Below are 23,342 nucleotides of genomic sequence, written 5' to 3' on the forward strand. Positions count from 1 at the left end.
AGGGAGAAGCTTAGCGCACCGCACGAGGTGGTTTTCACCCCACCCCCCACGAGCCGGTGACCTGCGGTTTCACCATCGCGACCGGTCAAGTCCCGGTCTGTGCCGTCTCACTCTTCGGTGAGCCCCGGGTCACCCGGTTGTACTCATGCGCATGTGACTATATGTTCCAACGCATGGGTCACGGACACGGCCACGGGGTGGCGGGCACCGGTGCGAAGCACCTCAACCGCCTGTGGGTCGCCTTCGCCATCGGCGCGGTTTTCGCGGTCGTCGAGTTCACCGTCGGGTTCGCGACCGGGTCGTTGGCCCTCATCTCCGACGCCGCGCACATGCTCACCGACGTCCTCGGCGTCGGCATGGCCCTTGCCGCCATCCTGCTCGCGCGCCGCGCCGGGACGTCGGGGAGTCGCACGTTCGGGTTGTACCGGGCCGAGGTGCTGGCTGCCCTGGCCAACGCCGTCCTGCTGTTCGGGGTCGCCGGGTACGTCCTGTACGAGGCCGTCCAGCGGTTCGGCGACCCGCCCGCGGTGCCGGGGTGGCCCGTGGTGCTCGCGGCGGTTGCCGGGTTGGTGGCGAACCTCGTCTCGTTCTTCGTGCTCAGGGGCGGCGCGGAGGAGAGCATCAACGTCCGGGGCGCCTACCTCGAGGTGCTCGCCGACCTCGTCGGGTCGGTGGGCGTGCTGGTCAGCGGGGTGCTGACGTTGGCCTTCGGGTGGCGGTACGCGGACCCGGCGATGGGGGTGGCGATCGGGCTGTTCGTGCTCCCGAGGACCTACCGGTTGGCCGTCAGCGCCCTGCGCATCCTCTTCCAGCACGCCCCCGAACGGCTGGACGTCGCCGAGGTGCAGGTCGAGCTGGGCCGCCTGCCCGGGGTGGCGGAGGCGCACGACCTGCACGTCTGGACGCTCACCTCCGGCATGGAGGTCGCCTCCGCCCACCTCGCCACGCACCCCGACGCGGACCCGGCGCAGGTCCTGAGGGCCGCTCAGGACCTGCTCGCCGGGCGCTACCACATCGAGCACGCCACGCTCCAGGTCGAGCCCGGGGACTCGGCGCAGAGGTGCCGCGAGATCTCCTGGTGACCTAGAGCCCGGAGCACTGCCCGGTCCTGGGCCCCCTCACCTCGTTGACCCAGCCGTTGTCCACCGGGGGCGGGTCGCTGATGACGCACGACACCGGGCCGGTGACGTGGTTGCCCGCGAGGACCGTGCCGCCCCGGTTGCCGACCAGGTTCACCGGGCCCGTGATGGTCGTTTGTTCGAGCGACACCCGGCCGGTGGTGCGGGTGATGCTGACCGCGCCTTCGACGCTGCTGCCGACCAGGACCACGGACGCGGCCGCGGTCGCGGAGAGGGCGCCGCGCAGCCGGCTGTTGAAGACGCGCAGCGACGCCCCCGCCGCCACGGTGATCGGGCCGGTGACCGCGGCGTTGTCGACGCAGGTCGTGCCGGAGCGCACGGCCAGGGGGCCGCGGTGCTCGCCCGTGATGGTGTTGGTGCAGGTCAACGGCTTGGACAGGAGTTCGAACTCGGCGAGGGTGGCGGAGGCGCCGAGTTCCAGGCGGTAGTGCCGGTAGTGGCCCGGCGCCGCGATCTTGAACGCGCGGGTCTGCTGCCGCCACTGGAACGCCTGGTCGGCGCGCGCGTCCACGGTCACCCAGTTCGTCCCGTCGTAGGAGGCCTTCAGCTCCCACGCGGTCGGGTCGCCGGCCGCCTTGCCGGAGGTCAGCGTGTAGTACGTCGCCGCCTCCTTGCCGTCCGGGAGCGCCACCTGGAGCGAGGTCAGCTGGGCGGACGTCTGCGAGGTGTCGTCCACCACGGCGGCCGGGCCGGTGACGGTGGCGCCGCGGGTCACGTCGCGCAGCGGCGCGGGCGGCTCCGAACCGGTGGTCGGCGACGGCGGCGCGGCGTCCGGGCCCGTGGCCCAGCGGGACGGCGACGGGCCCATCTCGAAGTCGAGCGTCCCGCCGCGGGCGATCTCGGCGTGCGGCAGGTGCGCCTTGTCCCACTTCTTCCCGTTGACCTTCAGGGACTGGACGTAGATGTTGCCCGCGCTGTTCTTCGGCGCGTTGACGACCAGCGTGCCGCCGTTGTCCAGGCGCACGGTCATCTTGGTGAACAGCGGCGAACCGATCGCGTAGGACGCGCTGCCCATCTGCAACGGGTAGAAGCCCAGCGCGCTGAACAGCCACCACGCCGACTGCTCGCCGTTGTCCTCGTCGCCGGGGTAGCCCTGGCCGATCTCGCTGCCCACGTACAGCCTGGACAGGATCTCGCGCACCTTCTCCTGCGTCTTCCACGGTTGGCCCGCGTAGTCGTACATGTAGGCGATGTGGTGCGACACCTGGTTGGAGTGGCCGAGCTGCCCCATCCGCACGTCGCGGGCCTCGGTCATCTCGTGGATCACGCCGCCGTACGAGCCCGGGAACTTCGCGGTCTCCGGGGTGGCGAAGAACTCGTCGAGCTTGGCCGCCAGGCCGTCGCGCCCGCCGTACAGGTTGGCCAGGCCCTGGCCGTCGTGGGGCACCGAGAACGCCATGTTCCAGCCGTCGGTCTCGGTGTAGTCGTAGCCCCACACGCGCGGGTCGTACTCGTCGGACGGCACGCGGCGGGTCCCGTCGGGCTTGCGGCCCTGGAAGAACCCGCTCTCCGGGTCGAACATGTGCACGTAGTTCTGCGCCCGGTTGGCGAAGTACTCGTGGGACTCCAGGTACTTCGCGTCACCGGTCCGCTCGTGCAGCGCGCGGGCCATGTTGGCGATGCCGTAGTCGTTGACGTAGCCCTCGATCGCCCACGACATGCCCTCGTGGGTGGCCGTGGAGGTCCAGCCGGTGAAGATCGAGGTGTCCAGGCCCTTGCGGCCGACGCCGGGGCTGGGCGGCGCCACGGTCGCGTTCTTCACCGCGGCCTCGAAGGCGGCCTCGGCGTCGGGCAGGTCGACGCCCTTGACGAGCGCGTCGGCGAACGCCACGTCCGAGCTGGTGCCGGTCATCAGGTCGGCGTAGCCGGGCGAGGACCAGCGGGAGATCCAGCCGCCGTCGCGGTACTGCTGCACGAAGCCGTCGACGAGCCCGGCCGCGCGCTCGGGCGTGAACAGCGAGTACGCGGGCCACGTGGTGCGGTAGGTGTCCCAGAAGCCGTTGTTGACGTAGACCTCGCCGTCCACGACCTTCGCGCCGGTCCGCGTGGGGGTGGACGGGCCGGCGGGCTGCACGGGGGAGGCGTACTGCGACCGGGGCGCCTCGGCGGTGCCGGTGTTCTCGAAACCGGAGTTCGGGTACAGGTAGAGCCGGTACATGTTCGAGTACAGCGTGGTCAGCTGGTCCTCGGAGGCGCCCTCGACCTCGACCGCGCCGAGCACGTCGTCCCAGGCGGCCTGGGCGCGCTCGCGCACCGACTCCAGGGTGTCCGAGGGCGCGATCTCCAGCTCCAGGTTGCGGCGCGCCTGGTCCACGCTGATCAGCGAGGTGGCCAGCCGCAGCGTCACGGTCTTGTCGGCCGAGGTGTCGAACGAGAAGTAGCCGGCCACGTCGTCGCGGCCCGCGCCGGTGAGCCGGCCGCTGCCCGCCACCGGCTCGTCGACCACGCCGTAGACGAACAGGCGCGTCGCGCCGACCGACAGGCCGCTGCGGACGTCGGAGAAGCCGGTCACCACGCCGGCCGCGGGGTCGAGGGTGAGCCCGCCGTTGTTGTTGACGTTGTCGAACACCAGGTTCGAGGCCCCGTCGGCGAAGGTGAAGCGGAACAGCGCCGCGTGGTCGGTCGGCGCGATCTCGGTCTTCATGCCGTTCTCGAACGCCACGCCGTAGTAGTGCGCCCGCGCGACCTCGTTCTCGTGCTTGAACGGCAGCGCGCGCACGGCCCGGTCGGCGGTGGGCGCGCCGGTGGACGGCATCACCTGGAACGTCTGCCGGTCGCCCATCCACGGGCTCGGCTCGTGGCTGGCGGTGAACGCCTGGAGCGTGGGCAGGTTGTCCCGGTTGTTGTTCTTGGCGTACTCGTAGAGCCAGCTGGTCGAGCCCGCGTTGGTCATGGGCGACCAGAAGTTGAAGCCGTGCGGCACCGCGGTGGCCGGGAAGTTGTTGCCGCGCGAGAACGCGCCGCTGGAGTTGGTGCCGCGGGTGGTCAGCACCCAGTCGGACGGGCGGGCGCGCTCCACGACGGCGGGCGCGGACTTGACCGCGATGTCGTCGACCCAGCCGTTGAACGCGGCCGGGCCCTTAGGGTTGTCGTAGGCGAGCAGGATCCGCTTGATCGTCTTGCCCGCGGCGACCCGGCCGACGACGGAGGCGACGCGGTTCCACTGGTTGGTGTAGAGCACCTTGGCCGCGCCCTGCCCGCGCGGTGACAGTTCGAAGCCGTGCTGGTCGCGCGCGCCGAGGTCGCTGAGGTAGGTGCCGTCGGAGAACGCGAGGTCCACCGCGGCGAACGTGGCCGGGTAGTTCAGGTCGTCGGTGGTGAACGACGGGAAGATCAGGTACGACAGCTCGGTCGTGGCCGTGACGGGGATGTCGACCTCGACGACCTTGTTGTAGGAGTGGCCGCGGCCCTCGGCCGTGTGCGTCCCCTGGTAGCGCAGGGCCCGGACGCCGGTGAAGCCCGCGCCGGCCTTGGCGTTGTACCCGCCGTTGGCGCCCTTGCCGACCGTGGTGCGCATGTGCCGCGCGGGCGGGGTGGTGGAGCCGTCGGAGAACTGGACCTCGGCGAGCTGGAGGGCGTCCGCGCCGCCGTTGGCGGTGATGTCGAGCTGGTAGAAGCGGAACGCCTCGGTGTTGGCCAGCTCGTGGACCTTCGTCTGGTGGCGCCCGTCGAACACCTGGCCCGCGCGGGTGTCGATCGTGGTCCACGTGGCGCCGTCGGCGGAGCCGCGCAGCGCCCAGTCCCTCGGGTCGCGGCCGGGCTCGTCGTTGGCCGAGGTCAGCGCGTACCGCTTGACCGCGACCGGTTCGGCGAAGGTGAACCGGGCCCAGCCGGTCCGGGAGAACGCCAGCCACTTCGACGACGCGTTGCCGTCGACCAGGTTCTCCTTGACCTCGCCCGCGTCCGCGAACTCGGAGTTGGCCGCGACGTCGACCACGCGGTCGGTGACGTTGCCGGGCAGCCCGGTGGAGTCGGAGCCGTTGACGCCCGAGGTCTTCGGCGCGCCGTCGGGACCGGTCTCGACCTCGCTGAGCCACGTGGGCTGCGGCTGCCCGTCCTCGAACGAGGTGGCGAACGACGTCTCGCTCACGGCTGGCCTCCCGGGCTCCGGTGCGGCGGTGGCTGCCGACCAGCCTCCCACGCCGCCCAGCGCCAGCGCAGCGGTCGTGACGACCGCCAGCGATCTCCTTGCCCGCATGAGCCCCATCGCGCACGCCTCTCGCCTCGAACCGATCTTTGCCCGAACCGATCTTCAGCGAAGCGAATAGCTGTGTGACATCGTTGTCAAGTCCGGTTCGCCATCTTGTCCGCAAGCCTGTCCGACCGCTGCTCCAACCGATCTAGACTCACTCGCTGTGACGGTCGACAAACCACCGGTGGGCACCCCGGCCGGTATGCGCGTGCTCAACCAGCGCGCGGTGCTCGACCGGCTGCGGGCGGACGGCCCGGCGACCAGGCCGCAGATCGCCAGGCAGACGGGGCTGTCCAAGCCGACCGTCGGCCAGGCGCTGCTGGACCTGGAGCAGCACGGGCTGGTGCGCGCCATCGGCCGCACCACGGCGGGTCCCGGCCGGTCGGCCGTGGTCTACGAGCCGAACCCGGCGGCCGGGCACGTGCTCGGCGTCGACGTCGGGCGGCAGCGGATCCGGGCCGCGGTGGCGGACCTGGCCGGCCGGGTGATCGCGCGGGTCGACGAGCGCAACCGCTGCCGGTCGGCGCCCGCGCTGGTCAAGGCGGTCGCGGAGGTGTCGTCGCGGGCCGCGGCGGAGGCCGGGCTGGCGCCGGCCGACCTGGTGGTGAAGGTGGTCGGCCTGCCCGGCGTGCCCGACCGGCGGGACGGCACGCTGCGGCACGCGCCGAACGTGCCCGGCCTGGAGCGGCCCGGTCTGCTGGCGGACCTGGAGGACGCGCTGGGCGCCGAGCTGCTGGTCGAGAACGACGCGAACCTGGCCGCGGTGGGCGAGCAGGCGCAGGGCGCGGCGCGGGGCGCGGAGGTGTTCGTGTGCGTCTCCGTCGGCACCGGGATCGGCATGGGCATCGTGGTGGACGGCCGGCTGTTCCGGGGCGCGCACGGCGCGGCGGGCGAGATCGGCTACCTGCCCTGGTCGCCGGGTGGCGGGCACGTGGAGGCGGTCGCGGCGGCGGGCTCGGTGGTGGCGCTGGCCCAGGAGCACGGGCTGGTCGCGCGGTCGGCGCGGGACGTGTTCGCCGCGGCGCGGTCGGGTGACGAGCGGGCGCTGGCGGCGGTGCGCGACGAGGCCGGGCGGCTGGCGTTCGCGGTGGCCTCGGTGGTGGCGGTGATCGACCCGGAGCTGGTGGTGCTCGGCGGCGGCATCGGCCGCAGCGCCGACCTGCTCCAGGAGCCGCTGGAGGCCGCCCTGCGCCGGCTGACGCCGTTCGCGCCGAAGGTCGTGGCGGGGGAGCTGGGTGACGGGGCGGTGCTCAGCGGCGCGGTGGCGATGGGGTTGCGGTCGGCGCGCGACCTGGTGTTCGACCGCCGCGGGTGATCACGCTCCGGCAATAGGTGAATCCCGCTCACCTGCTAATTCACTCAATTGGCGTAGGTGTGAACTGGCCGGTAATGACATAGCGTTACCGCACCTCCTCCTGGAGGGTTAGGTGTCCTTCCGATGTGGCACCAGGGAGTCGGGACGGGAGTACGGGGGACGTGGTCCCTTCCCGACCGTGCCGCACGGGGCAGGCGCCGCGCTGGACACAACGCCTGCCCCGTGCGCGGAAGGTCTTCGGGACGCCTCGCGCCGCACGTCCGGGACGTGCCGCGCGGTCAGGACTCCAGCGCGGTCAGGCTTCCGGTGCGGTCAGGCCTCCGGCAGGGGCCGGCACTCCGGCGCGGTCCGGTCTCCGGCGAGGGCTCAGCCCTCCAGCGGTGCGGCCCCGCGCTCGGTCAGCATCTCCTCCATCAGCTCGCCCTCGCCCCGCTGCGACCGCAGCATGTTGTCGGCGAGCGTGCGCACGACCGGCTGGGTCGCGTTCGCGGCCCCGTACTCGGCCATCGGGGCGCCGCCCCGGTGGTGGCGCAGCATCAGCTGGAGGAAGTACACGTCGAACTCGGTCCCGGTGAGGCGGCGGAGGCGGTTCAGCTCCTCCGAGGTCGCCATGCCGGGCATGAGGCCGGTGGCGCCCGTGGTCGCGGCGTCGCCGCCGTGCGCGTGGTCCGACCCCTTCATCCACTTCATGTACGTGCCGTCGACGGACTGCTCCGGCCGGCCCCAGAAGGTCAGCCAGCCCTTCATCCGGCCCACCTGCTCCAGCTGCGTGGACTGGATGTCGAAGGCGAGCTGCTCGACGGCCGGGTCCTCCGTCTTGTCCCGCGCCAGGTTGGCCATGGTGACGCCCTGGAGGTGGTGCACGGCCATGTCCTGCGCGAAGCCGACGTCGACGGAGTCGGCGGCCGGCACCGACGTGCCGCCCCGGTTGGGGAGCTGGATCAGCAGGCCGACCGCCGCGCCGAGCAGCAGCACGGCGACCACCGCGATCGAGAGGACGACCACGCGGGTCGCGGTGGAGCCGTGCCGCTGCTCGGGTTCGGTCATCAGTTCGACGGGGCGGTGCCCGGGGTCTCCGAGGCTGCCGGGGCGTCGGTGGCGGGGGCGCCGGTCGCGGGGGCGTCGGTCGCGCCCTCGGTGCCGCCGGTCTCGCTCGGGTCGGTCGTGCCGCCGTCCATCGGCACCGCGTCCGGGCCCGGGGCCTCGGCCACGAACGCCGGCGGGTTGGTCACGTCGAACGTGGACGAGTCGCAGGTCGCGCCGACCTCGGGGTAGGTGTACTGGTTGCGGCGCAGCGACTGGATGAACTGGTCGATGCGCTCGTCGTCGGCGGTGTCCACCTTGAGCTGGTGGCCCCACGCCTGGAGCGAGATCGGCTTGTCCAGGCCCGGGTACGGCGACATCATCGTGAACTGCTGGCCGTCGACCTTGGCCTTCAGCTTGTCCAGCGCCTCGCCGGTCACCTGGTCCGGGTTGTAGGCGATCCACACGGCGCCGTGCTCCAGGCCGTGGACCATGTTCTCGGTGCGCACCGCGGTCTCGTAGACCACGCCCGAGCAGACCGCCCAGACGCCGTCGTGCGGCCCGCCGATGGGCGGGGTGATGTCGTAGGCGACCCGCTGGTCGGCGGTGACGTGCTTGCCGGCCTCGTACTCCTTCTTGAGCACGCCCTGGATGCCGTCCGAGGGGTCCTTGTTCTCCTCGGAGGGGTTCCACCTGGCCAGGGCCGCTTCGCGGTCGTTCTTCGCGTCGATCTGGACGTACGCGTAGCCGAACACGCCCGCCGCCAGGCCCAGCACGACGACCACCGCCAGGATGGTCCCCCAGGGCTTCGGCTTCTTCGCCACCACCGAGGAGCGCGCCGCCGCAACGCTGGAGCGCGCGGCCTTAGTCTTCTTGCCGCTGGTCATGTCCGCCTCAGTCTCGTCATACGCCCATGCCGCGGGCCAGTGTAGGGACCCGGTGTCGGATCACCGTCAACTCCCTGTCACCGGGGGTGGTCGTTCACAGTTGCCCTTCTCACGGATCGGGACGAGCATCCCAGTCGAGACCAGCGGGAACGCTTCCCTAGACTTGCCGGGTGACTCCCGCTGCGCTAGCTGAACTGGTCCGTGCGACGGCCGTGGACGTGATGTCCACCCGCGGCCTCGACCCCGCCGCCCTGCCGACAGCGGTCACGATCGAACGCCCCCGCAACCCCGAGCACGGCGACTACGCGACGAACGTGGCCCTCCAGACCGCCAAGAAGGTCGGCGTGACCCCGCGCGACTTCGCCACGTGGCTCGCCGACGCGCTGACCTCGACCGATGCCATCTCCTCGGTCGAGGTGGCCGGTCCCGGCTTCCTCAACCTGCGCCTGGCCGCCGACGCGCAGGGCGCGATCGTGCGCGACGTGGTCGCGGCGGGGGCCGACTACGGCCGCGGCGAGGCGCTGGCCGGGCGCAGGATCAACCTGGAGTTCGTCTCGGCGAACCCGACCGGCCCCATCCACCTGGGCGGCACCCGCTGGGCCGCGGTCGGCGACGCGCTGGGCCGCGTGCTGGAGTTCACCGGCGGCGAGGTCACCCGGGAGTACTACTTCAACGACGCGGGCGCGCAGATCGACCGGTTCGTCCGGTCCCTGATCGCCGCCGCGAAGGGCGAGCCCGCCCCCGAGGACGGCTACGCGGGCGGCTACATCGGCGACATCGCGGCCGAGGTGCTCCGCCAGGAGCCCAGCGCGCTGACCTCGGAGGACGCGCCCGAGGTGTTCCGCCGCATCGGCGTGAACCTGATGTTCGAGGAGATCAAGCGGGACCTCCACGACTTCGGCACCGACTTCGACGTCTTCTTCCACGAGGACTCGCTGCACCGCTCGGGCGCGGTGACCAAGGCCGTCGAGCAGCTCAAGGCCTCCGGCGCGCTGTACTTCGAGAACGGCGCGTGGTGGCTGCGGTCCACCGAGTTCGGCGACGACAAGGACCGCGTGGTCATCAAGAGCGACGGCGACCCGGCCTACATCGCGGGCGACATCGCCTACCTGGTGGACAAGCGGTCGCGCGGCTTCGACCTGTGCCTCTACATGCTGGGCGCGGACCACCACGGCTACGTCGGCAGGCTCAAGGCCGCCGCCGCGGCGCTGGGCGACGACCCGGACTCGGTCGAGGTGCTGATCGGCCAGCTGGTGAACCTGGTCAGCGACGGCAAGCCGGTGCGGATGAGCAAGCGCGCGGGCACCGTGATCACCATGCAGGACCTGGTGGACGCGGTGGGCGTGGACGCCGCCCGGTACGCCATGACCAGGTCGTCGGTCGACTCGTCCCTGGACATCGACCTGGACCTGCTGCGCAAGCGCAGCAACGACAACCCGGTGTTCTACGTCCAGTACGCGCACGCGCGGCTGTCGTCGGTGCTGCGCAACGCCGACCAGCTGGGCGTGGCGCCCGGTGACGCGCTCGACCTGCTCACCCACGAGCGCGAGGGCGACCTCGTGCGGACCGTCGGCGAGTTCCCGCGCGTCGTGGCCACGGCCGGCGAGCTGCGCGAACCGCACCGCGTGGCGCGCTACCTGGAGGAGCTGGCGGGCACCTACCACCGGTTCCACGAGGTGTGCCGGGTGCTGCCGCGCGGCGACGAGGAGACCACCGAGCTGCACCGCGCCCGGCTGCGGCTGGTCGCGGCCACGCGCCAGGTGTTCGCCAACGGCCTGGCCCTGCTGGGCGTGACCGCGCCGGAGCGGATGTGATGCGCGCGCACCCGGCCGGTCCCCGGCACGCCGACGTCCTGGTCCCGGCGAACACGGCGGGCCGACGCCCGGCCACGTCCGAGGAACTCGACCAACTTCACCCGAACGTGTGGCCCCGGAACGCCGGGCGCGGCGACGACGGCGCGGTCCGCCTCGGCGGCGTCGACGTGCGGCGGCTCGCCCAGGAGCACGGCACCCCGCTGTTCGTGATGGACGAGGCCGACTTCCGCTCGCGCTGCCGCGACCACGCGGAGGCCTTCGGCGACCCGACCCAGGTGCACTACGCGTCCAAGGCGTTCCTGTCCGTGGCCATCGCCCGGTGGGTCGCCGAGGAGGGCCTGAGCATCGACGTGTGCAGCGGCGGCGAGCTGGCCGTGGCGCTGCGCGCGGACTTCCCGCCCGAGCGGATCGCGCTCCACGGCAACAACAAGTCCGTCGCCGAGCTGACCGCCGCGGTCGAGGCGGGCGTGGGCGCGGTCGTGCTCGACTCGTTCCACGAGATCGCCCGGCTCGACCACGTCGCCCGCGAGCGCGGCCGCGTGCAGCCGGTGATGATCCGCGTCACCGTCGGCGTCGAGGCGCACACCCACGAGTTCATCGCCACCGCGCACGAGGACCAGAAGTTCGGCTTCTCGCTGACCTCCGGCGACGCCGCCGAGGCCGCCCGCCGGGTGCTCAAGGCCCAGGGCCTGCGGCTGGTCGGCCTGCACAGCCACATTGGCTCGCAGATCTTCGACGCCAGCGGCTTCGAGGTGGCCGCCCGGCGCGTCGTCGGGCTGCTCGCCGAGCTGCGCGACGAGCACGGCGACGGCGTCCTGGACCACGTGACCACCGTCGACCTCGGCGGCGGCCTCGGCATCGCCTACACCTCGGACGACGACCCGCCGCCGCCCGCCGAGCTGGCGCGGCAGCTGCGCGACATCGTGTCCAAGGAGTGCGAGCACGCCGGCCTGCCCGCGCCGAAGATCGCGGTCGAGCCCGGCCGCGCGATCGTGGGCCCCGGCACGGTGACGCTGTACGAGGTGGGCACCATCAAGGACGTCGAGCTGGACGCGGGCGCGACCCGCCGCTACGTGAGCGTCGACGGCGGCATGAGCGACAACATCCGCACCGCCCTCTACGACGCGGTCTACGACTGCCGGCTGGTGTCCCGCGCCGCCGGCGAGGACGCCGGGCCGGTGCTGTGCCGCGTGGTCGGCAAGCACTGCGAGTCCGGCGACGTGGTGGTGCGCGACTGCTGGCTGCCCGGCGACCTGGCGCCCGGCGACCTGATCGCGGTCGCCGCGACCGGCGCCTACTGCTACTCGATGGCCAGCGGCTACAACCGGCTGCCCCGACCCGCGCTCGCCGCCGTGCTGGACGGGGAACCCCGGCTGCTGCTGCGCCGGGAGACCGAGGAAGACCTGTTCCGCCTGGAGGTATGACGTGCCTAGCCATAAGCCGATCCGGGTCGCGTTGCTGGGCTGCGGCACCGTCGGCACCGAGGTGGTGCGACTGCTCACCGACCAGGCGGCCGACCTGGCCGCCCGCGTCGGCGCGCCGGTCGAGCTGGCCGGCATCGCGGTGCGCAAGCCGAACAAGCACCGCGAGGTGCCCGCCGACCTGCTGACCACCGACGCGGCGGCGCTGGTCGCCTCGGACGTCGACGTGGTGGTCGAGGTCATCGGGGGCATCGAGCCCGCCCGGACGCTGCTGCTCGACGCGCTGCGCGCGGGCAAGTCCGCGGTGACGGCGAACAAGGCGCTGCTGGCCGAGCACACGGCCGAGCTGTCCGCCGCCGCCGACGCCTCGGGCGCGGACCTGTACTTCGAGGCGTCCGTGGCGGGCGCGATCCCGCTGCTGAGGCCGCTGCGCGAGTCGCTGGCCGGTGACCGCATCACCCGGGTGATGGGCATCGTCAACGGCACCACCAACTTCATCCTCTCGGGGATGGACTCCACCGGCGCGAGCTACGGCGAGACGCTGGAGGAGGCCACCCGGCTGGGTTACGCCGAGGCCGACCCGACCGCCGACGTGGACGGGTTCGACGCCGCGTCCAAGGCCGCGATCCTGGCGTCGCTGGCCTTCCACACCCGCGTCACGGCCGCCGACGTGCACCGCGAGGGCATCGCCTCGGTCAGCGCGGCCGACATCGCCGCGGCCAAGGCGCTGGGCCGGATCGTGAAGCTGCTGGCGATCTGCGAGCGGGTGCCCGTCGGCGGGGACGGCGAGGGGGCGGACGCGGGGGCGACCGAGGGCATCTCGGTGCGGGTGCACCCGGCGATGATCCCCCGGTCGCACCCGCTGGCCGGCGTGAACGGCGCGTTCAACGCGGTGTTCGTGGAGGCCGACGCGGCCGGCGAGATGATGTTCTACGGCCAGGGCGCCGGTGGCGCGCCCACGGCGAGCGCGGTGCTCGGCGACCTCGTCGCCGTGGCCCGCAACCTGGTGCAGGGCGGGCGCGGCCCGCGCGAGTCGGCCTACGCGGGCCTGCCCTCGCGGCCGATGGGGCAAACCCCCACGCGCTATCACATCAGCCTCGACGTCGCCGACCGGGCGGGCGTGTTGTCGCAGGTCGCGGCGGTGTTCGCGGAGCACGACGTGAGCATCGCGGCGGTGCGGCAGGAGGGGCGGGTCGACGACGCCAGCCTGGTGGTCGTCACCCACGCCGCGACCGACGCGGCACTGCGGTCGACCGTGGACAAAATCGGCGGGCTGCCCGTGGTCAGGGAAGTGGTCAGCGTGATGCGCGTGGAAGGCGAAGAGACATGACGATCCAGGCTGCCCCCGGCGGAGCCGGGAACCGGACTGCGGCGCGGCCCGGGTGGCCGGGCATCATCCGCGCCTACGCGGACCGGATCCGGCTCCCCGAGGGCGCTCGGGTGATCACCCTCCACGAGGGCGGGACCCCCTTGGTGCACGCCGAGCACCTGTCCGAGGTCACCGGCTGCGAGGTGCACGTCAAGGTCGAGGGCGCGAACCCGACCGGCTCGTTCAAGGACCGCGGCATGACCGTGGCCATGACGCACGCGCTGGCCGGCGGTGTGCAGGCGGTCATCTGCGCGTCGACCGGCAACACCTCGGCGTCCGCGGCGGCCTACGCGTCCAAGGCGGGCCTGCGGGCGGCCGTGCTCGTGCCGCGCGGCAAGATCGCGCTGGGCAAGCTGGCGCAGGCCGTGGCGCACGGCGCGCGGATCCTCCAGATCGACGGCAACTTCGACGACTGCCTCGAACTGGCGGCCAAGACCGCCTCCGAGTACCCGATCACCCTGGTCAACTCGGTCAACCCGGTCCGGCTCGTCGGCCAGAAGACCGCCGCGTGGGAGATCTGCGACGTGCTCGGCCGCGCGCCGGACGTGCACTGCCTGCCCGTCGGCAACGCGGGCAACATCACCGCGTACTGGCGCGGCTACTCCGACTACCGCGAGGACGGCGTGGTCGCTTCGGTTCCCCGCATGTTCGGGTTCCAGGCGGCCGGCGCCGCGCCGCTGGTCCTGGGCGCGCCGGTGGCGAACCCCGAGACCATCGCGACCGCCATCCGGGTGGGCAGCCCCGCGTCGTGGACCGGCGCGGTCACGGCCAAGGAGGAGTCCGGCGGGCTGTTCGAGGCGGTGACCGACGAGAAGATCCTGGAGGCCTACCGGCTGCTCGCGGCCACCGAGGGCATCTTCGTCGAGCCCGCGTCCGCGACCAGCGTGGCCGGCCTGCTGGCCACCGCCGCCGACGGCAGGCTGCCCAAGGGGTCGACGGTCGTGTGCACGGTCACCGGCCACGGCCTCAAGGACCCCGACTCGGCCCTGCTCGGCATGGCCGAGGTCGAGCCGGTGCCGGTGGACCCGGGCGCCGTGGCCACCGCCCTGGAGCTGGCGTGACGGGCGTCCGCCCCGCCGTGACGGAGGTCGAGGTGGGCGTCCGCGTGCGGGTGCCCGCCTCCACGGCGAACCTCGGCTCCGGGTTCGACGCCCTCGGCATGGCCCTGGGCCTGCACGACGAGCTGGATTTCGAGGTCGTCCCGGGCGGGCTGGAGGTCGTCGTCGGCGGCGAGGGCGCGGCGGACGTGCCCACCGACGAGCGGCACCTGGTCGTGCGGGCCTTCCGCGCGGCGGCCGACCACCTCGGGCTCGACGTGCCCGGCCTGCGGCTGACGTGCCGCAACGCGATCCCGCACGCCCGCGGCCTCGGCTCGTCGGCGGCGGCGATCGTGGCCGGCGTGGCGGCGGCGCACGGGCTCGCCGGTCGCGAGTTGGACACGACCGCGTTGCAACTCGCAGCGGAGTTCGAGGGACACGCCGACAACGTGGCGGCCAGCATGTTCGGCGGCGTCGTGATCGCCTGGACGGAGGGTGACCGGTACCGCGCGGTGCGTGTGGACCCGCACCCGGGCGTGTCGCCGGTGGTGCTGGTGCCCGCCGAGGAGTCGTCCACGCGCACGACGCGCGGGCTGCTGCCGCCGGAGGTGCCGCACGGCGACGCCGCGTTCGCCGCGTCCCGGTCGGCGCTGGCCGTGCACGCGCTCTCCGTCGACCCGTCGTTGCTGGTCAGCGCGCTGGACGACCGGCTGCACGAGCCGTACCGGGAGCCCGCCTGGCCCGCGACGTCCCGGCTGGTCCGGGCGCTGCGGGAGGCCGGGGTGGCGGCGGCGGTGTCCGGGGCGGGGCCCACGGTGCTGGCCCTGCCGGTGGGCGGCGACCTGCCGCCGGGGGTCGACCGGGAGGGGTTCGAGGTGCGCCGGGTCCCGGTTGACCTGGGCGGGGTGTGCGTTGCGCCACTCGGCTGAGATCGGCTGAGGGGCGCGACGCGCCGCGCGTCGGTTGTTGCACCCGACCGGACCGGCGTCTACCCTCGGGGCCATCAGTCACCGCGCGCACGGGCGCCGGTGTGGTGCCCGGACGTTCGTTCCGGATCGCATTCCTCCAGTGACTTGGCCCGGTGCCGGATGGACGGGGTCGGCGCTGGAAGGCACCCGCTCGCCGTGTGACCGAAAGTCCCGTACGGAGGGCTCCCCCGTTCGCGCGCGTTCCGCGCCGACGAAGTCCGCCTGCGCCGGGGCGAAACTGCCGGTCCGCGTTCCGTCGGACGGCAGGTCCGCTGGGCCGCGTAGGAGGCGCGGTCCGGTCAGGAAGGACATGTGTGAGCAACACCGATGTGCTGAGCAGCGAAGCTCCTGCTGCCACCAACACCGCCAGTTCCGGAGCCGAGGAGAACGCCCTGACCACCCCTACGAACGGCAGCGCCCCGACGCGCAAGCGCGCCGGACTCTCCGGCATGGTGCTGGCCGAGCTCCGTGAGCTCGCGGGTCAGCTCGGCATCACCGGGACCGCCGGGCTCCGCAAGGGCGACCTGATCGCGGCCATCAAGGAACGGCAGGGCGGCACCTCCGGTCGGGGCAGCGCCGCGACGCCGCCGAAGGCCGAGAAGAAGGCCGCCGCGCCCGTCGCCAAGGCGTCCGCCGCGGAGAAGGTCGTCGAGGCGCCCGCGCCCGTCGAGAAGCCCGCCGAGAAGCCCGTGGAGAAGCCCACCCAGCAGCAGCTCGACGTGGTCGAGCGGCAGGGCGAGGAGGACGGCGGTCGCCGCGGCAACCGCCGCCGCCGTTCCGCCAACCGGCCCGCCGGCAGCCCGGAGGCGCCCGCCGCGCAGGCCGCACCGGCCGAGGTCCAGCCGCAGCAGGCCGCACCCGTGGTCGAGCGCACCCAGCAGGACCGGCCCGAGCGCGGTGAGCAGCGGGAACAGCGCCAGGAGCGTGGCGACCGCGGTGACCGCGGTGACCGCGGCGACCGGCCCGAGCGTGGCGACCGCGGTGGTCGCCAGGAGCGGGGCGACCGCGGTGAGCGCGGTGACCGGGGCGAGCGCGGTGGTCGTGGCGACCGTGATCGTGACCGCGGTCGCGACCGCGACGACCGCAACCGCGACCGCGACCGTGACCGCGACGACCGCAACCGGTCGAACGTCCCCGACGACGGCGACGACGACGAGGGCGGCCGCAGGGGCCGTCGCTTCCGCGACCGCCGCCGGCGCGGTGGCCGCAACGAGACCGGTGGCGGCAGCACCGACACCGAGGTGCGCGACGACGACGTCCTGCTGCCGGTCGCGGGCATCCTGGACGTGCTGGAGAACTACGCGTTCGTCCGCACGTCGGGCTACCTGGCCGGTCCGAACGACGTCTACGTGTCGCTGTCGCTGGTCCGCAAGTACGGCCTGCGCCGCGGTGACGCGCTCATCGGCGCGGTGCGCCAGCCCCGCGACGGCGAGCAGCAGCGGCAGAAGTTCAACCCCCTGGTGCGGGTCGACAAGATCAACGGCCTGGACCCGGAGGAGTCGCGCAACCGGCCGGACTTCACCAAGCTGACCCCGCTCTACCCGAACGAGCGGCTGCGCCTGGAGACCGAGCCCCACATCCTCACCACGCGCGTCATCGACCTGGTGATGCCGATCGGCAAGGGCCAGCGCGCCCTGGTCGTGTCGCCGCCGAAGGCGGGCAAGACCTCGGTGCTCCAGTCGATCGCCAACGCGATCACGACGAACAACCCCGAGTGCCACCTGATGGTGGTGCTGGTGGACGAGCGCCCGGAAGAGGTCACCGACATGCAGCGGTCGGTGAAGGGCGAGGTCATCGCCTCCACCTTCGACCGGCCGCCGTCGGACCACACCACGATCTCGGAGCTGGCCATCGAGCGGGCCAAGCGCCTGGTCGAGATGGGTCACGACGTGGTCGTACTGCTGGACTCCATCACCCGCCTGGGTCGTGCCTACAACCTGGCGGCGCCGGCGTCCGGCCGCATCCTGTCCGGTGGTGTCGACTCGACGGCGCTGTACCCGCCGAAGCGGTTCCTCGGCGCGGCCCGCAACATCGAGGGCGGCGGCTCGTTGACGGTCATCGCGACCGCCCTGGTCGAGACGGGCTCGGCCGGCGACAGCGTGATCTTCGAGGAGTTCAAGGGCACCGGCAACGCGGAGCTGAAGCTCGACCGCAAGATCGCGGACAAGCGCACCTTCCCGGCGGTGGACGTCGACTCGTCCGGCACCCGCAAGGAAGACCTGCTGCTCTCGCCCGACGAGCTGGCGGTCATGCACAAGCTCCGCCGGGTGCTCCACGCCCTCGACGGCCAGCAGGCCATCGACCTGCTGCTGGACCGCCTGCGCAAGACCCGCACCAACATCGAGTTCCTGATGCAGGTGGCCAAGACCACCCCGGGCGCGGACAACGACTGACCGAACCCCTCTCCACCAAGGCCCGCCCGGTACCCCCGGGCGGGCCTTGCCTTTCCGCGTGTCCTCCACTCGGACATCGCGAGTCGTACGTTCAGACATCGCGAGTCGTACGTTCGGGCACCCCGAGTTGCACGTTCAGGACCGGCAGGGCGGCGTGCCGGGGTGACGCGAGTGGTGAACTCGGGGGTCGCGAACGTACGACACGGTGGTCCTGAACGTACGACTCGCGATGCTTGAGTGGAGGACACGCGGTGTCCGACTGGAGGACACGCGGGGTCAGCAGGGGGTGGTGGGGGGTGGGGAGGTGGGGGCGCGGTGGCGCTCGCGGAAGTAGTGGGTGATCAGGAGGGCCAGGGAGGGGAGGCCGATCAGGAGGGTGGGGAGCAGCGGCAGGGATAAGTCGTCGGTGGCCACGCCCAGGCACATCACGGCGGTCAGGTAGGGCCAGCGCAGCCAGGTGCGCTGCCAGCGGGCGGTCCAGGTGACCGCGGTGGAGGCCACGACGGCCACGGCCACGCCCGCGCCGAACAGGGGGCTGGACAGGGATAAGGGGCCCGCCGTCCCGACCAGCAGGCCGATCAGGCCGGTGAGGCCCAGGACGGCGCCGCCGAACAGGAACGGCACGGCCAGCCACGTGGTCAAGCGCAGGGGGCGTCCGGCAGCGCACAGCACGGGCCCAAGTGTGGCGTTCGGGCAACGGGGCACCCACGCCCAGTAGGCCAGCGGTCACCCGCTGCGCCGAAAGGTCGGCCGCCATCGCCCAACGGTAGTGGCACCGGTCACGGGAACAACCGCGCGCGGGCACGCGTTGCAGTGCCTGTCAGCCGATCTGGCACACTGTCGGGTCGAGTCCGGCTCCGGTTCACCTCGTAGAACGACCATCGACCACGAGGACCCGGCGGCCACCGAGGAAAGGGACGAGACGTTGAAGACCGGCATTCACCCCGAGTACGTGACGACCGAGGTCACCTGCGGTTGCGGCAACACCTTCACCACCCGCAGCACCAAGTCGTCCGGCGCCATCCACGTCGAGGTCTGCTCCAGCTGCCACCCGTTCTACACGGGCAAGCAGAAGATCCTCGACACCGGTGGTCGGGTCGCGCGCTTCGAGGCCCGCTACGGCAAGCGCGCCAAGTAGCTGCCAGAACGGCGTCCACCCCGGCACGTGGGTGGGCGCCGTTGTCGTCTCCAGACACCGCTGAGAGACACCGCCGAGAGACCCGGAGCACGACCGTGACGCTGGACGCCCTGCTGGCCGAGCACGCCGAGCTGGAGACCAGGCTCGCCGACCCCTCGGTGCACGCCGACCAGGCGGGGGCGCGCAAGCTCGGCAAGCGCTACGCCGAGCTGACCCCGATCGTGAGGACCGCCCGCGAGCTGGAGCAGGCGCGGGCCGACCTGGAGACGGCGCGGGAGCTGGCCGCCGAGGACCCGGCGTTCGCGGAGGAGGCCGAGGAGCTGGCCGCCGGCATCCCCGCCCTGGAGTCGCGCCTGACGGAGCTGCTGCTCCCGCGCGACCCGCACGACGCCGCCGACGTGGTCATGGAGATCAAGTCCGGCGAGGGCGGCGAGGAGTCGGCCCTGTTCGCGGGCGACCTGCTGCGCATGTACGTCCGGTACGCCGAGCGCCACGGCTGGAAGACCGAGGTCCTCGACGGCACCGACTCCGACCTGGGCGGCTTCAAGGACGTCACGCTCGCCGTCAAGAGCCGCGGCGACGGCCCGGACGGCGTCTGGTCCCGCCTGAAGTGGGAGGGCGGCGTGCACCGCGTGCAGCGCGTGCCCGTCACCGAGTCGCAGGGCCGCATCCACACCTCCGCCGCGGGCGTCCTGGTGTTCCCCGAGACCGAGGACGTCGAGGTCGAGGTCGACGAGAACGACCTGCGCGTCGACGTGTTCCGCTCGTCGGGCAAGGGCGGCCAGAGCGTCAACACCACCGACTCGGCCGTGCGCATCACGCACCTGCCGACGGGCATCGTGGTGTCCTGCCAGAACGAGCGCAGCCAGCTCCAGAACAAGGCCCGCGCCATGCAGGTGCTCCAGGCCCGGCTGACCGCGCTGGCCGAGGAGAAGCAGCAGCAGGAGGCGTCGGACGCCCGGCGCTCGCAGATCCGCACCGTGGACCGCTCCGAGCGGGTCCGCACCTACAACTTCCCGGAATCCCGCATCTCCGACCACCGCGTCGGGTACAAAGCCCATAACCTGGACCAAGTGCTCGACGGCGACCTGGACGCGGTGCTGGACGCCCTGGCGGCGGCCGACCGGGCGGAGCGGCTCGCCGGCGGGTGACCGACGAGAGGGCGCGCGATGGCCGACATCCTGGTGGACCCGATCAGCGCCCCGTTGGACACCGCGCTGGACATCCGGGTGGTGGGCCTCGACCCGGACCGGGTCGTGACCGTGCGCGCGTCGGCGGGCGACCGCGCCGCGGAGGCGGAGTTCCGGGCCGACGAGCGCGGCGTGGTGGACCTGACCAGGCACGCGCCGATCTCGGGCGACTACTCCGGCGTTGACCCGATGGGGTTGTTCTGGTCGATGGCCCCGACCGGCGCGGAACCCCGTGACGCCGCGGTCGTCGAGGTCGACGGCGTGGGGCGCGCGGAGGTCGGGCGCCTGACCGTGCCGGAGGGCGTCAAGCGCACCGAGGTCCGGGAGGACGGCCTGGTCGGCGTGCTGTTCGAGCCGGTCGACGGCGGGCCGCACCCCGGCGTGGTGGTGCTCGGCGGCAGCGAGGGCGGCCTGCACGAGCTGGACGCCGCGCTCCTCGCGGGGCACGGGTTCGCGGCGCTGGCCCTGGCCTACTTCGGCGTCGAGGGCGTGCCGGCCGACCTGGTCGAGATCCCCCTGGAGTACTTCGCGCCGGCCCTGGACCTGCTGGGCGACCGCGTCGGCCTGGTCGGCGGGTCGCGCGGCGGTGAGCTGGCGCTCCTGCTCGGCGCGACGTTCCCGCAGGTCAAGGCCGTGGTGAGCGTGGTGGGCAGCGGTGTGGTGACGCAGGGCATCGGTCCCGGCCACCGGTTGCTCCAGAAGCTGGAGCACGAGGCCGCGCCCTGGACGTCCGGGGGCCGCCCGCTGCCGTACCTGCCGTACTCGCTGCCCGCGGAGCTGCGGTCGGGGGTGGTCGACGGCGAGCCGGTGCCCCTGCGGCTCGCGTTCGACCTCACCGACGGCGTCCCCGAGGACACCGAGATCCCCGTCGAGCGCGTCAACGGCGGTGTGCTGCTCCTCTCAGCCGGTGACGACCGGTCGTGGCCGTGCGCGGAGCTGAGCGAGGTCGCACACCAACGGCTGAAGTCCCACGATCACCCGTTCCGGTACGAGCACGTGGTGTACCCGGGCGCCGGGCACCTGATCGCGGGCCCACCGCACCGGCCGACCACGGACGTGGTGGTCCCCGGTCCGGGCGTGAGGTTCGCCACGGGCGGCACGCCGGCCGCCACCGCCGCGGCCCGCGCCGACGCGTGGCGGCGCACCATCGAGTTCTTCTCGGATCAGCTCCGCGCCTAGTGTTGTGGCCATGAGCGCACACTTTGACGTCGTGGTCCTCGGTGCGGGGCCAGGCGGGTACGTCGCCGCGATCCGCGCGGCCCAGCTGGGCCTGAAGACCGCTGTCATCGAGGAGCGTTACTGGGGCGGGGTGTGCCTGAACGTGGGCTGCATCCCGTCGAAGGCCCTCCTGCGCAACGCGGAGCTGGCCCACGTCTTCACCCACGAGCGGAAGACCTACGGCATCCAGGTCGAGGGGTCGGTGAAGTTCGACTTCGGCGCGGCGTTCGACCGCAGCCGCAAGGTCGCGGACGGGCGCGTCAAGGGCGTGCACTTCCTGATGAAGAAGAACAACATCACCGAGATCAACGGGTGGGGGACGTTCGTCGACGCGAACACCATCCGGGTGGGTGACGACACCATCACGTTCGAGCACGCGATCATCGCGGCCGGCGCGACCACCCGCCTGCTGCCCGGCACGGCGCTGTCCGACCGGGTGGTGACCTACGAGGAGCAGATCCTCACCAAGGAGCTGCCGGAGAGCATCGTCATCGCCGGCGCGGGCGCGATCGGCGTCGAGTTCGCCTACGTGCTGCACAACTACGGCGTCAAGGTCACGATCGTGGAGTTCCTCGACCGCGTGGTGCCGCTGGAGGACGTCGAGGTCTCCACCGAGCTGGCCAAGCGCTACAAGCGGCTGGGCATCGACGTGCGCACCTCCACGCGGGTCGAGTCGATCGACGACACCGGGTCGAAGGTGCGCGTCACCGTGTCGAAGGACGGCGAGCAGGAGGTCCTGGAGGCCGACAAGGTCATGCAGGCCATCGGCTTCCAGCCGCGCGTCGAGGGCTACGGCCTGGAGAACACCGGTGTCGAGCTGACCGAGCGCGGCGCCGTCGCGGTGGACGGCCGGGGTCGCACGAACGTGTCGAACATCTACGCGATCGGGGACGTGACGGCGAAGCTGATGCTCGCCCACACCGCCGAGTCCATGGGCATCATCGCCGCGGAGACCATCGCCGGCGCGGAGACCATGGAGCTGGACTTCGTGATGATCCCGCGGGCGACCTACTGCCAGCCGCAGATCGCCTCGTTCGGCTACACCGAGGCGCAGGCCCGCGAGAAGGGCTTCGACGTCCGGGTGGCGAAGTTCCCCTTCACCGCCAACGGCAAGGCGCACGGCCTGGGCGACTCCACCGGCTTCGTCAAGCTGATCAGCGACGCCGAGCACGGCGAGCTGCTGGGCGGGCACCTGATCGGCCCGGACGTGACCGAGCTGCTGCCCGAGCTGACCCTGGCCCAGCAGTGGGACCTGACCGTGCACGAGGTGGCCCGCAACGTGCACGCGCACCCCACCCTGAGCGAGGCCGTCAAGGAAGCGGTGCACGGCCTGGCCGGGCACATGATCAACTTCTGACGGCCTACCCTTGCGCGCATGACCCGACACCCGCTGCGGCTGGCCATCCTCGAAGCCGAGCGCATGCTGGCCGCCGCGGGTGTCGACAGCCCGCGGGTGGACGCCGAGCTGCTCGCGGCGCACGTGCTCGGCGTCGAGCGCTCCCGGCTGCCGCTGATCCCGCTGGTGGACCCGCCGGTGGTGGACGCCCTGCACAAGGTCGTGCTGCGGCGGGTGGAGCGCATCCCGCTCCAGCACATCACCGGCTGGGCCCACCTCGGCGGCGTCGACCTCGACGTCGGACCCGGCGTGTTCGTCCCGCGCCCGGAGACCGAGCTGCTGCTCGACTGGGCCCTGTCCACAGTGGAGCCCGAGGACCCGCTCGTGGTCGACCTGTGCACCGGTTCGGGCGCGCTGGCGCTGGCCGCGGCGCACCACCTGCCGGCCGCGCGCGTGCACGCCGTCGAGCGCGACACCACCGCCCTGTCCTGGGCGCGCCGCAACGCCGACGCCCGCGCGAACGCCGGCGACACCCCCGTCACGCTGCACGCGGGCGACGTCGCCGACCCCGGGCTGCTGTCCGACCTGGACGGCCGGGTGGACCTGGTGCTGTGCAACCCGCCCTACGTGCCGGAGAGCACCGAGGTGCCGCCGGAGGTGGCCGACCACGACCCGCGCCAGGCCGTGTTCGGCGGCCCGGACGGGCTGGCGGTGATCCGGCACGTGGTCACGGTCGCCGCGCGCCTGCTGCGCCCCGGCGGGCACGTGGCGATCGAGCACGACGACACGCAGGGCGAGTCCGTGCCCGCGCTGCTCTCCGCCCGGCGCGTGCTCACCGACGTGGCCGACCACCGCGACCTGGCCGGCCGCCCCCGCTTCGCCACCGCCCGCCGGGTGTGAGG

The 23,342-nt window shown here is 72.7% G+C and carries 17 protein-coding genes; 13 read left to right on the forward strand and 4 right to left on the reverse strand.

All coding sequences use genetic code 11. From position 1 onward, the window contains the following. Positions 1-173: 173 nt before the first annotated feature. Positions 174-1,082, forward strand: coding sequence for a cation diffusion facilitator family transporter (locus ABD223_RS35820; protein ID WP_344041278.1), 909 nt, complete (start codon positions 174-176; stop codon positions 1,080-1,082). A gap of 1 nt (position 1,083) precedes the next feature. Here the strand turns inward: ABD223_RS35820 and ABD223_RS35825 are convergent, their stop codons facing one another. Beyond that, positions 1,084-5,346, reverse strand: a complete 4,263-nt coding sequence (locus ABD223_RS35825; protein WP_380645788.1) for a GH92 family glycosyl hydrolase — start codon at positions 5,344-5,346, stop codon at positions 1,084-1,086. A gap of 187 nt (positions 5,347-5,533) precedes the next feature. Here ABD223_RS35825 and ABD223_RS35830 point away from each other — a divergent pair, with 187 nt between their 5' ends. Then, on the forward strand, positions 5,534-6,646 hold the full coding sequence (locus ABD223_RS35830) for an ROK family transcriptional regulator (protein ID WP_344041469.1): 1,113 nt from the start codon (positions 5,534-5,536) through the stop codon (positions 6,644-6,646). A gap of 366 nt (positions 6,647-7,012) precedes the next feature. Here the strand turns inward: ABD223_RS35830 and ABD223_RS35835 are convergent, their stop codons facing one another. Both ABD223_RS35835 and ABD223_RS35840 read right to left on the reverse strand, forming a co-directional pair. Further along, positions 7,013-7,693, reverse strand: coding sequence for a DUF305 domain-containing protein (locus tag ABD223_RS35835; protein ID WP_344041282.1), 681 nt, complete (start codon positions 7,691-7,693; stop codon positions 7,013-7,015). Then, on the reverse strand, positions 7,693-8,556 hold the full coding sequence (locus ABD223_RS35840; RefSeq protein WP_344041285.1) for a thioredoxin-like domain-containing protein: 864 nt from the start codon (positions 8,554-8,556) through the stop codon (positions 7,693-7,695). Before ABD223_RS35840 ends, ABD223_RS35835 begins: the two co-directional genes overlap by 1 nt. 170 nt (positions 8,557-8,726) lie before the next feature. On the opposite strand from ABD223_RS35840, the gene argS reads away from it, so the two are divergent. From argS to rho, 6 genes are all read left to right on the forward strand, one after another. Then, positions 8,727-10,370: an arginine--tRNA ligase gene (gene argS, locus ABD223_RS35845; protein ID WP_344041287.1), complete on the forward strand. Its 1,644-nt coding sequence runs from the start codon at positions 8,727-8,729 to the stop codon at positions 10,368-10,370. Then, positions 10,370-11,794, forward strand: a complete 1,425-nt coding sequence (gene lysA, locus ABD223_RS35850; protein WP_344041289.1) for a diaminopimelate decarboxylase — start codon at positions 10,370-10,372, stop codon at positions 11,792-11,794. Before argS ends, lysA begins: the two co-directional genes overlap by 1 nt. A 1-nt stretch (position 11,795) precedes the next feature. After that, entirely contained in the window at positions 11,796-13,121 is a 1,326-nt protein-coding gene (locus ABD223_RS35855; protein ID WP_344041291.1) for a homoserine dehydrogenase, read from the forward strand. Continuing rightward, a complete protein-coding gene (gene thrC / locus ABD223_RS35860; protein WP_344041293.1) occupies positions 13,118-14,221 on the forward strand; it encodes a threonine synthase in 1,104 nt (367 codons plus the stop codon). The genes ABD223_RS35855 and thrC overlap by 4 nt, the downstream gene beginning before the upstream one ends. Then, positions 14,218-15,126, forward strand: a complete 909-nt coding sequence (gene thrB, locus ABD223_RS35865; RefSeq protein ID WP_344041295.1) for a homoserine kinase — start codon at positions 14,218-14,220, stop codon at positions 15,124-15,126. The genes thrC and thrB overlap by 4 nt, the downstream gene beginning before the upstream one ends. A gap of 353 nt (positions 15,127-15,479) precedes the next feature. After that, positions 15,480-17,558 (forward strand): transcription termination factor Rho, encoded by a 2,079-nt coding sequence (rho, locus tag ABD223_RS35870; protein ID WP_344041297.1) that lies wholly within the window; start codon positions 15,480-15,482, stop codon positions 17,556-17,558. A 276-nt stretch (positions 17,559-17,834) separates the two neighbouring features. Here the strand turns inward: rho and ABD223_RS35875 are convergent, their stop codons facing one another. Continuing rightward, a complete protein-coding gene (locus tag ABD223_RS35875; protein ID WP_344041299.1) occupies positions 17,835-18,230 on the reverse strand; it encodes a hypothetical protein in 396 nt (131 codons plus the stop codon). A gap of 253 nt (positions 18,231-18,483) precedes the next feature. On the opposite strand from ABD223_RS35875, the gene rpmE reads away from it, so the two are divergent. The 5 genes from rpmE to prmC all read left to right on the forward strand — a co-directional run bounded on the left by rpmE (position 18,484) and on the right by prmC (position 23,340). Further along, entirely contained in the window at positions 18,484-18,696 is a 213-nt protein-coding gene (gene rpmE / locus ABD223_RS35880) for a 50S ribosomal protein L31 (RefSeq protein WP_344041301.1), read from the forward strand. Positions 18,697-18,791: 95 nt separating this feature from the next. Continuing rightward, a complete protein-coding gene (prfA, locus tag ABD223_RS35885) occupies positions 18,792-19,847 on the forward strand; it encodes a peptide chain release factor 1 (protein ID WP_344041303.1) in 1,056 nt (351 codons plus the stop codon). A gap of 18 nt (positions 19,848-19,865) precedes the next feature. Further along, the gene (locus ABD223_RS35890; RefSeq protein WP_344041305.1) at positions 19,866-21,065 is read left to right on the forward strand and encodes an acyl-CoA thioesterase/bile acid-CoA:amino acid N-acyltransferase family protein; all 1,200 of its coding nucleotides are present in this window, start codon (positions 19,866-19,868) and stop codon (positions 21,063-21,065) included. A gap of 10 nt (positions 21,066-21,075) precedes the next feature. Beyond that, positions 21,076-22,461 (forward strand): dihydrolipoyl dehydrogenase, encoded by a 1,386-nt coding sequence (lpdA, locus tag ABD223_RS35895; protein ID WP_344041307.1) that lies wholly within the window; start codon positions 21,076-21,078, stop codon positions 22,459-22,461. Positions 22,462-22,479: 18 nt separating this feature from the next. Next, entirely contained in the window at positions 22,480-23,340 is an 861-nt protein-coding gene (gene prmC / locus ABD223_RS35900; RefSeq protein ID WP_344041309.1) for a peptide chain release factor N(5)-glutamine methyltransferase, read from the forward strand. Positions 23,341-23,342 lie beyond the last annotated feature (2 nt).

Origin of the sequence: Saccharothrix xinjiangensis (assembly GCF_039527585.1) — a bacterium.
In the GTDB taxonomy this organism is placed as follows: domain Bacteria; phylum Actinomycetota; class Actinomycetes; order Mycobacteriales; family Pseudonocardiaceae; genus Actinosynnema; species Actinosynnema xinjiangensis.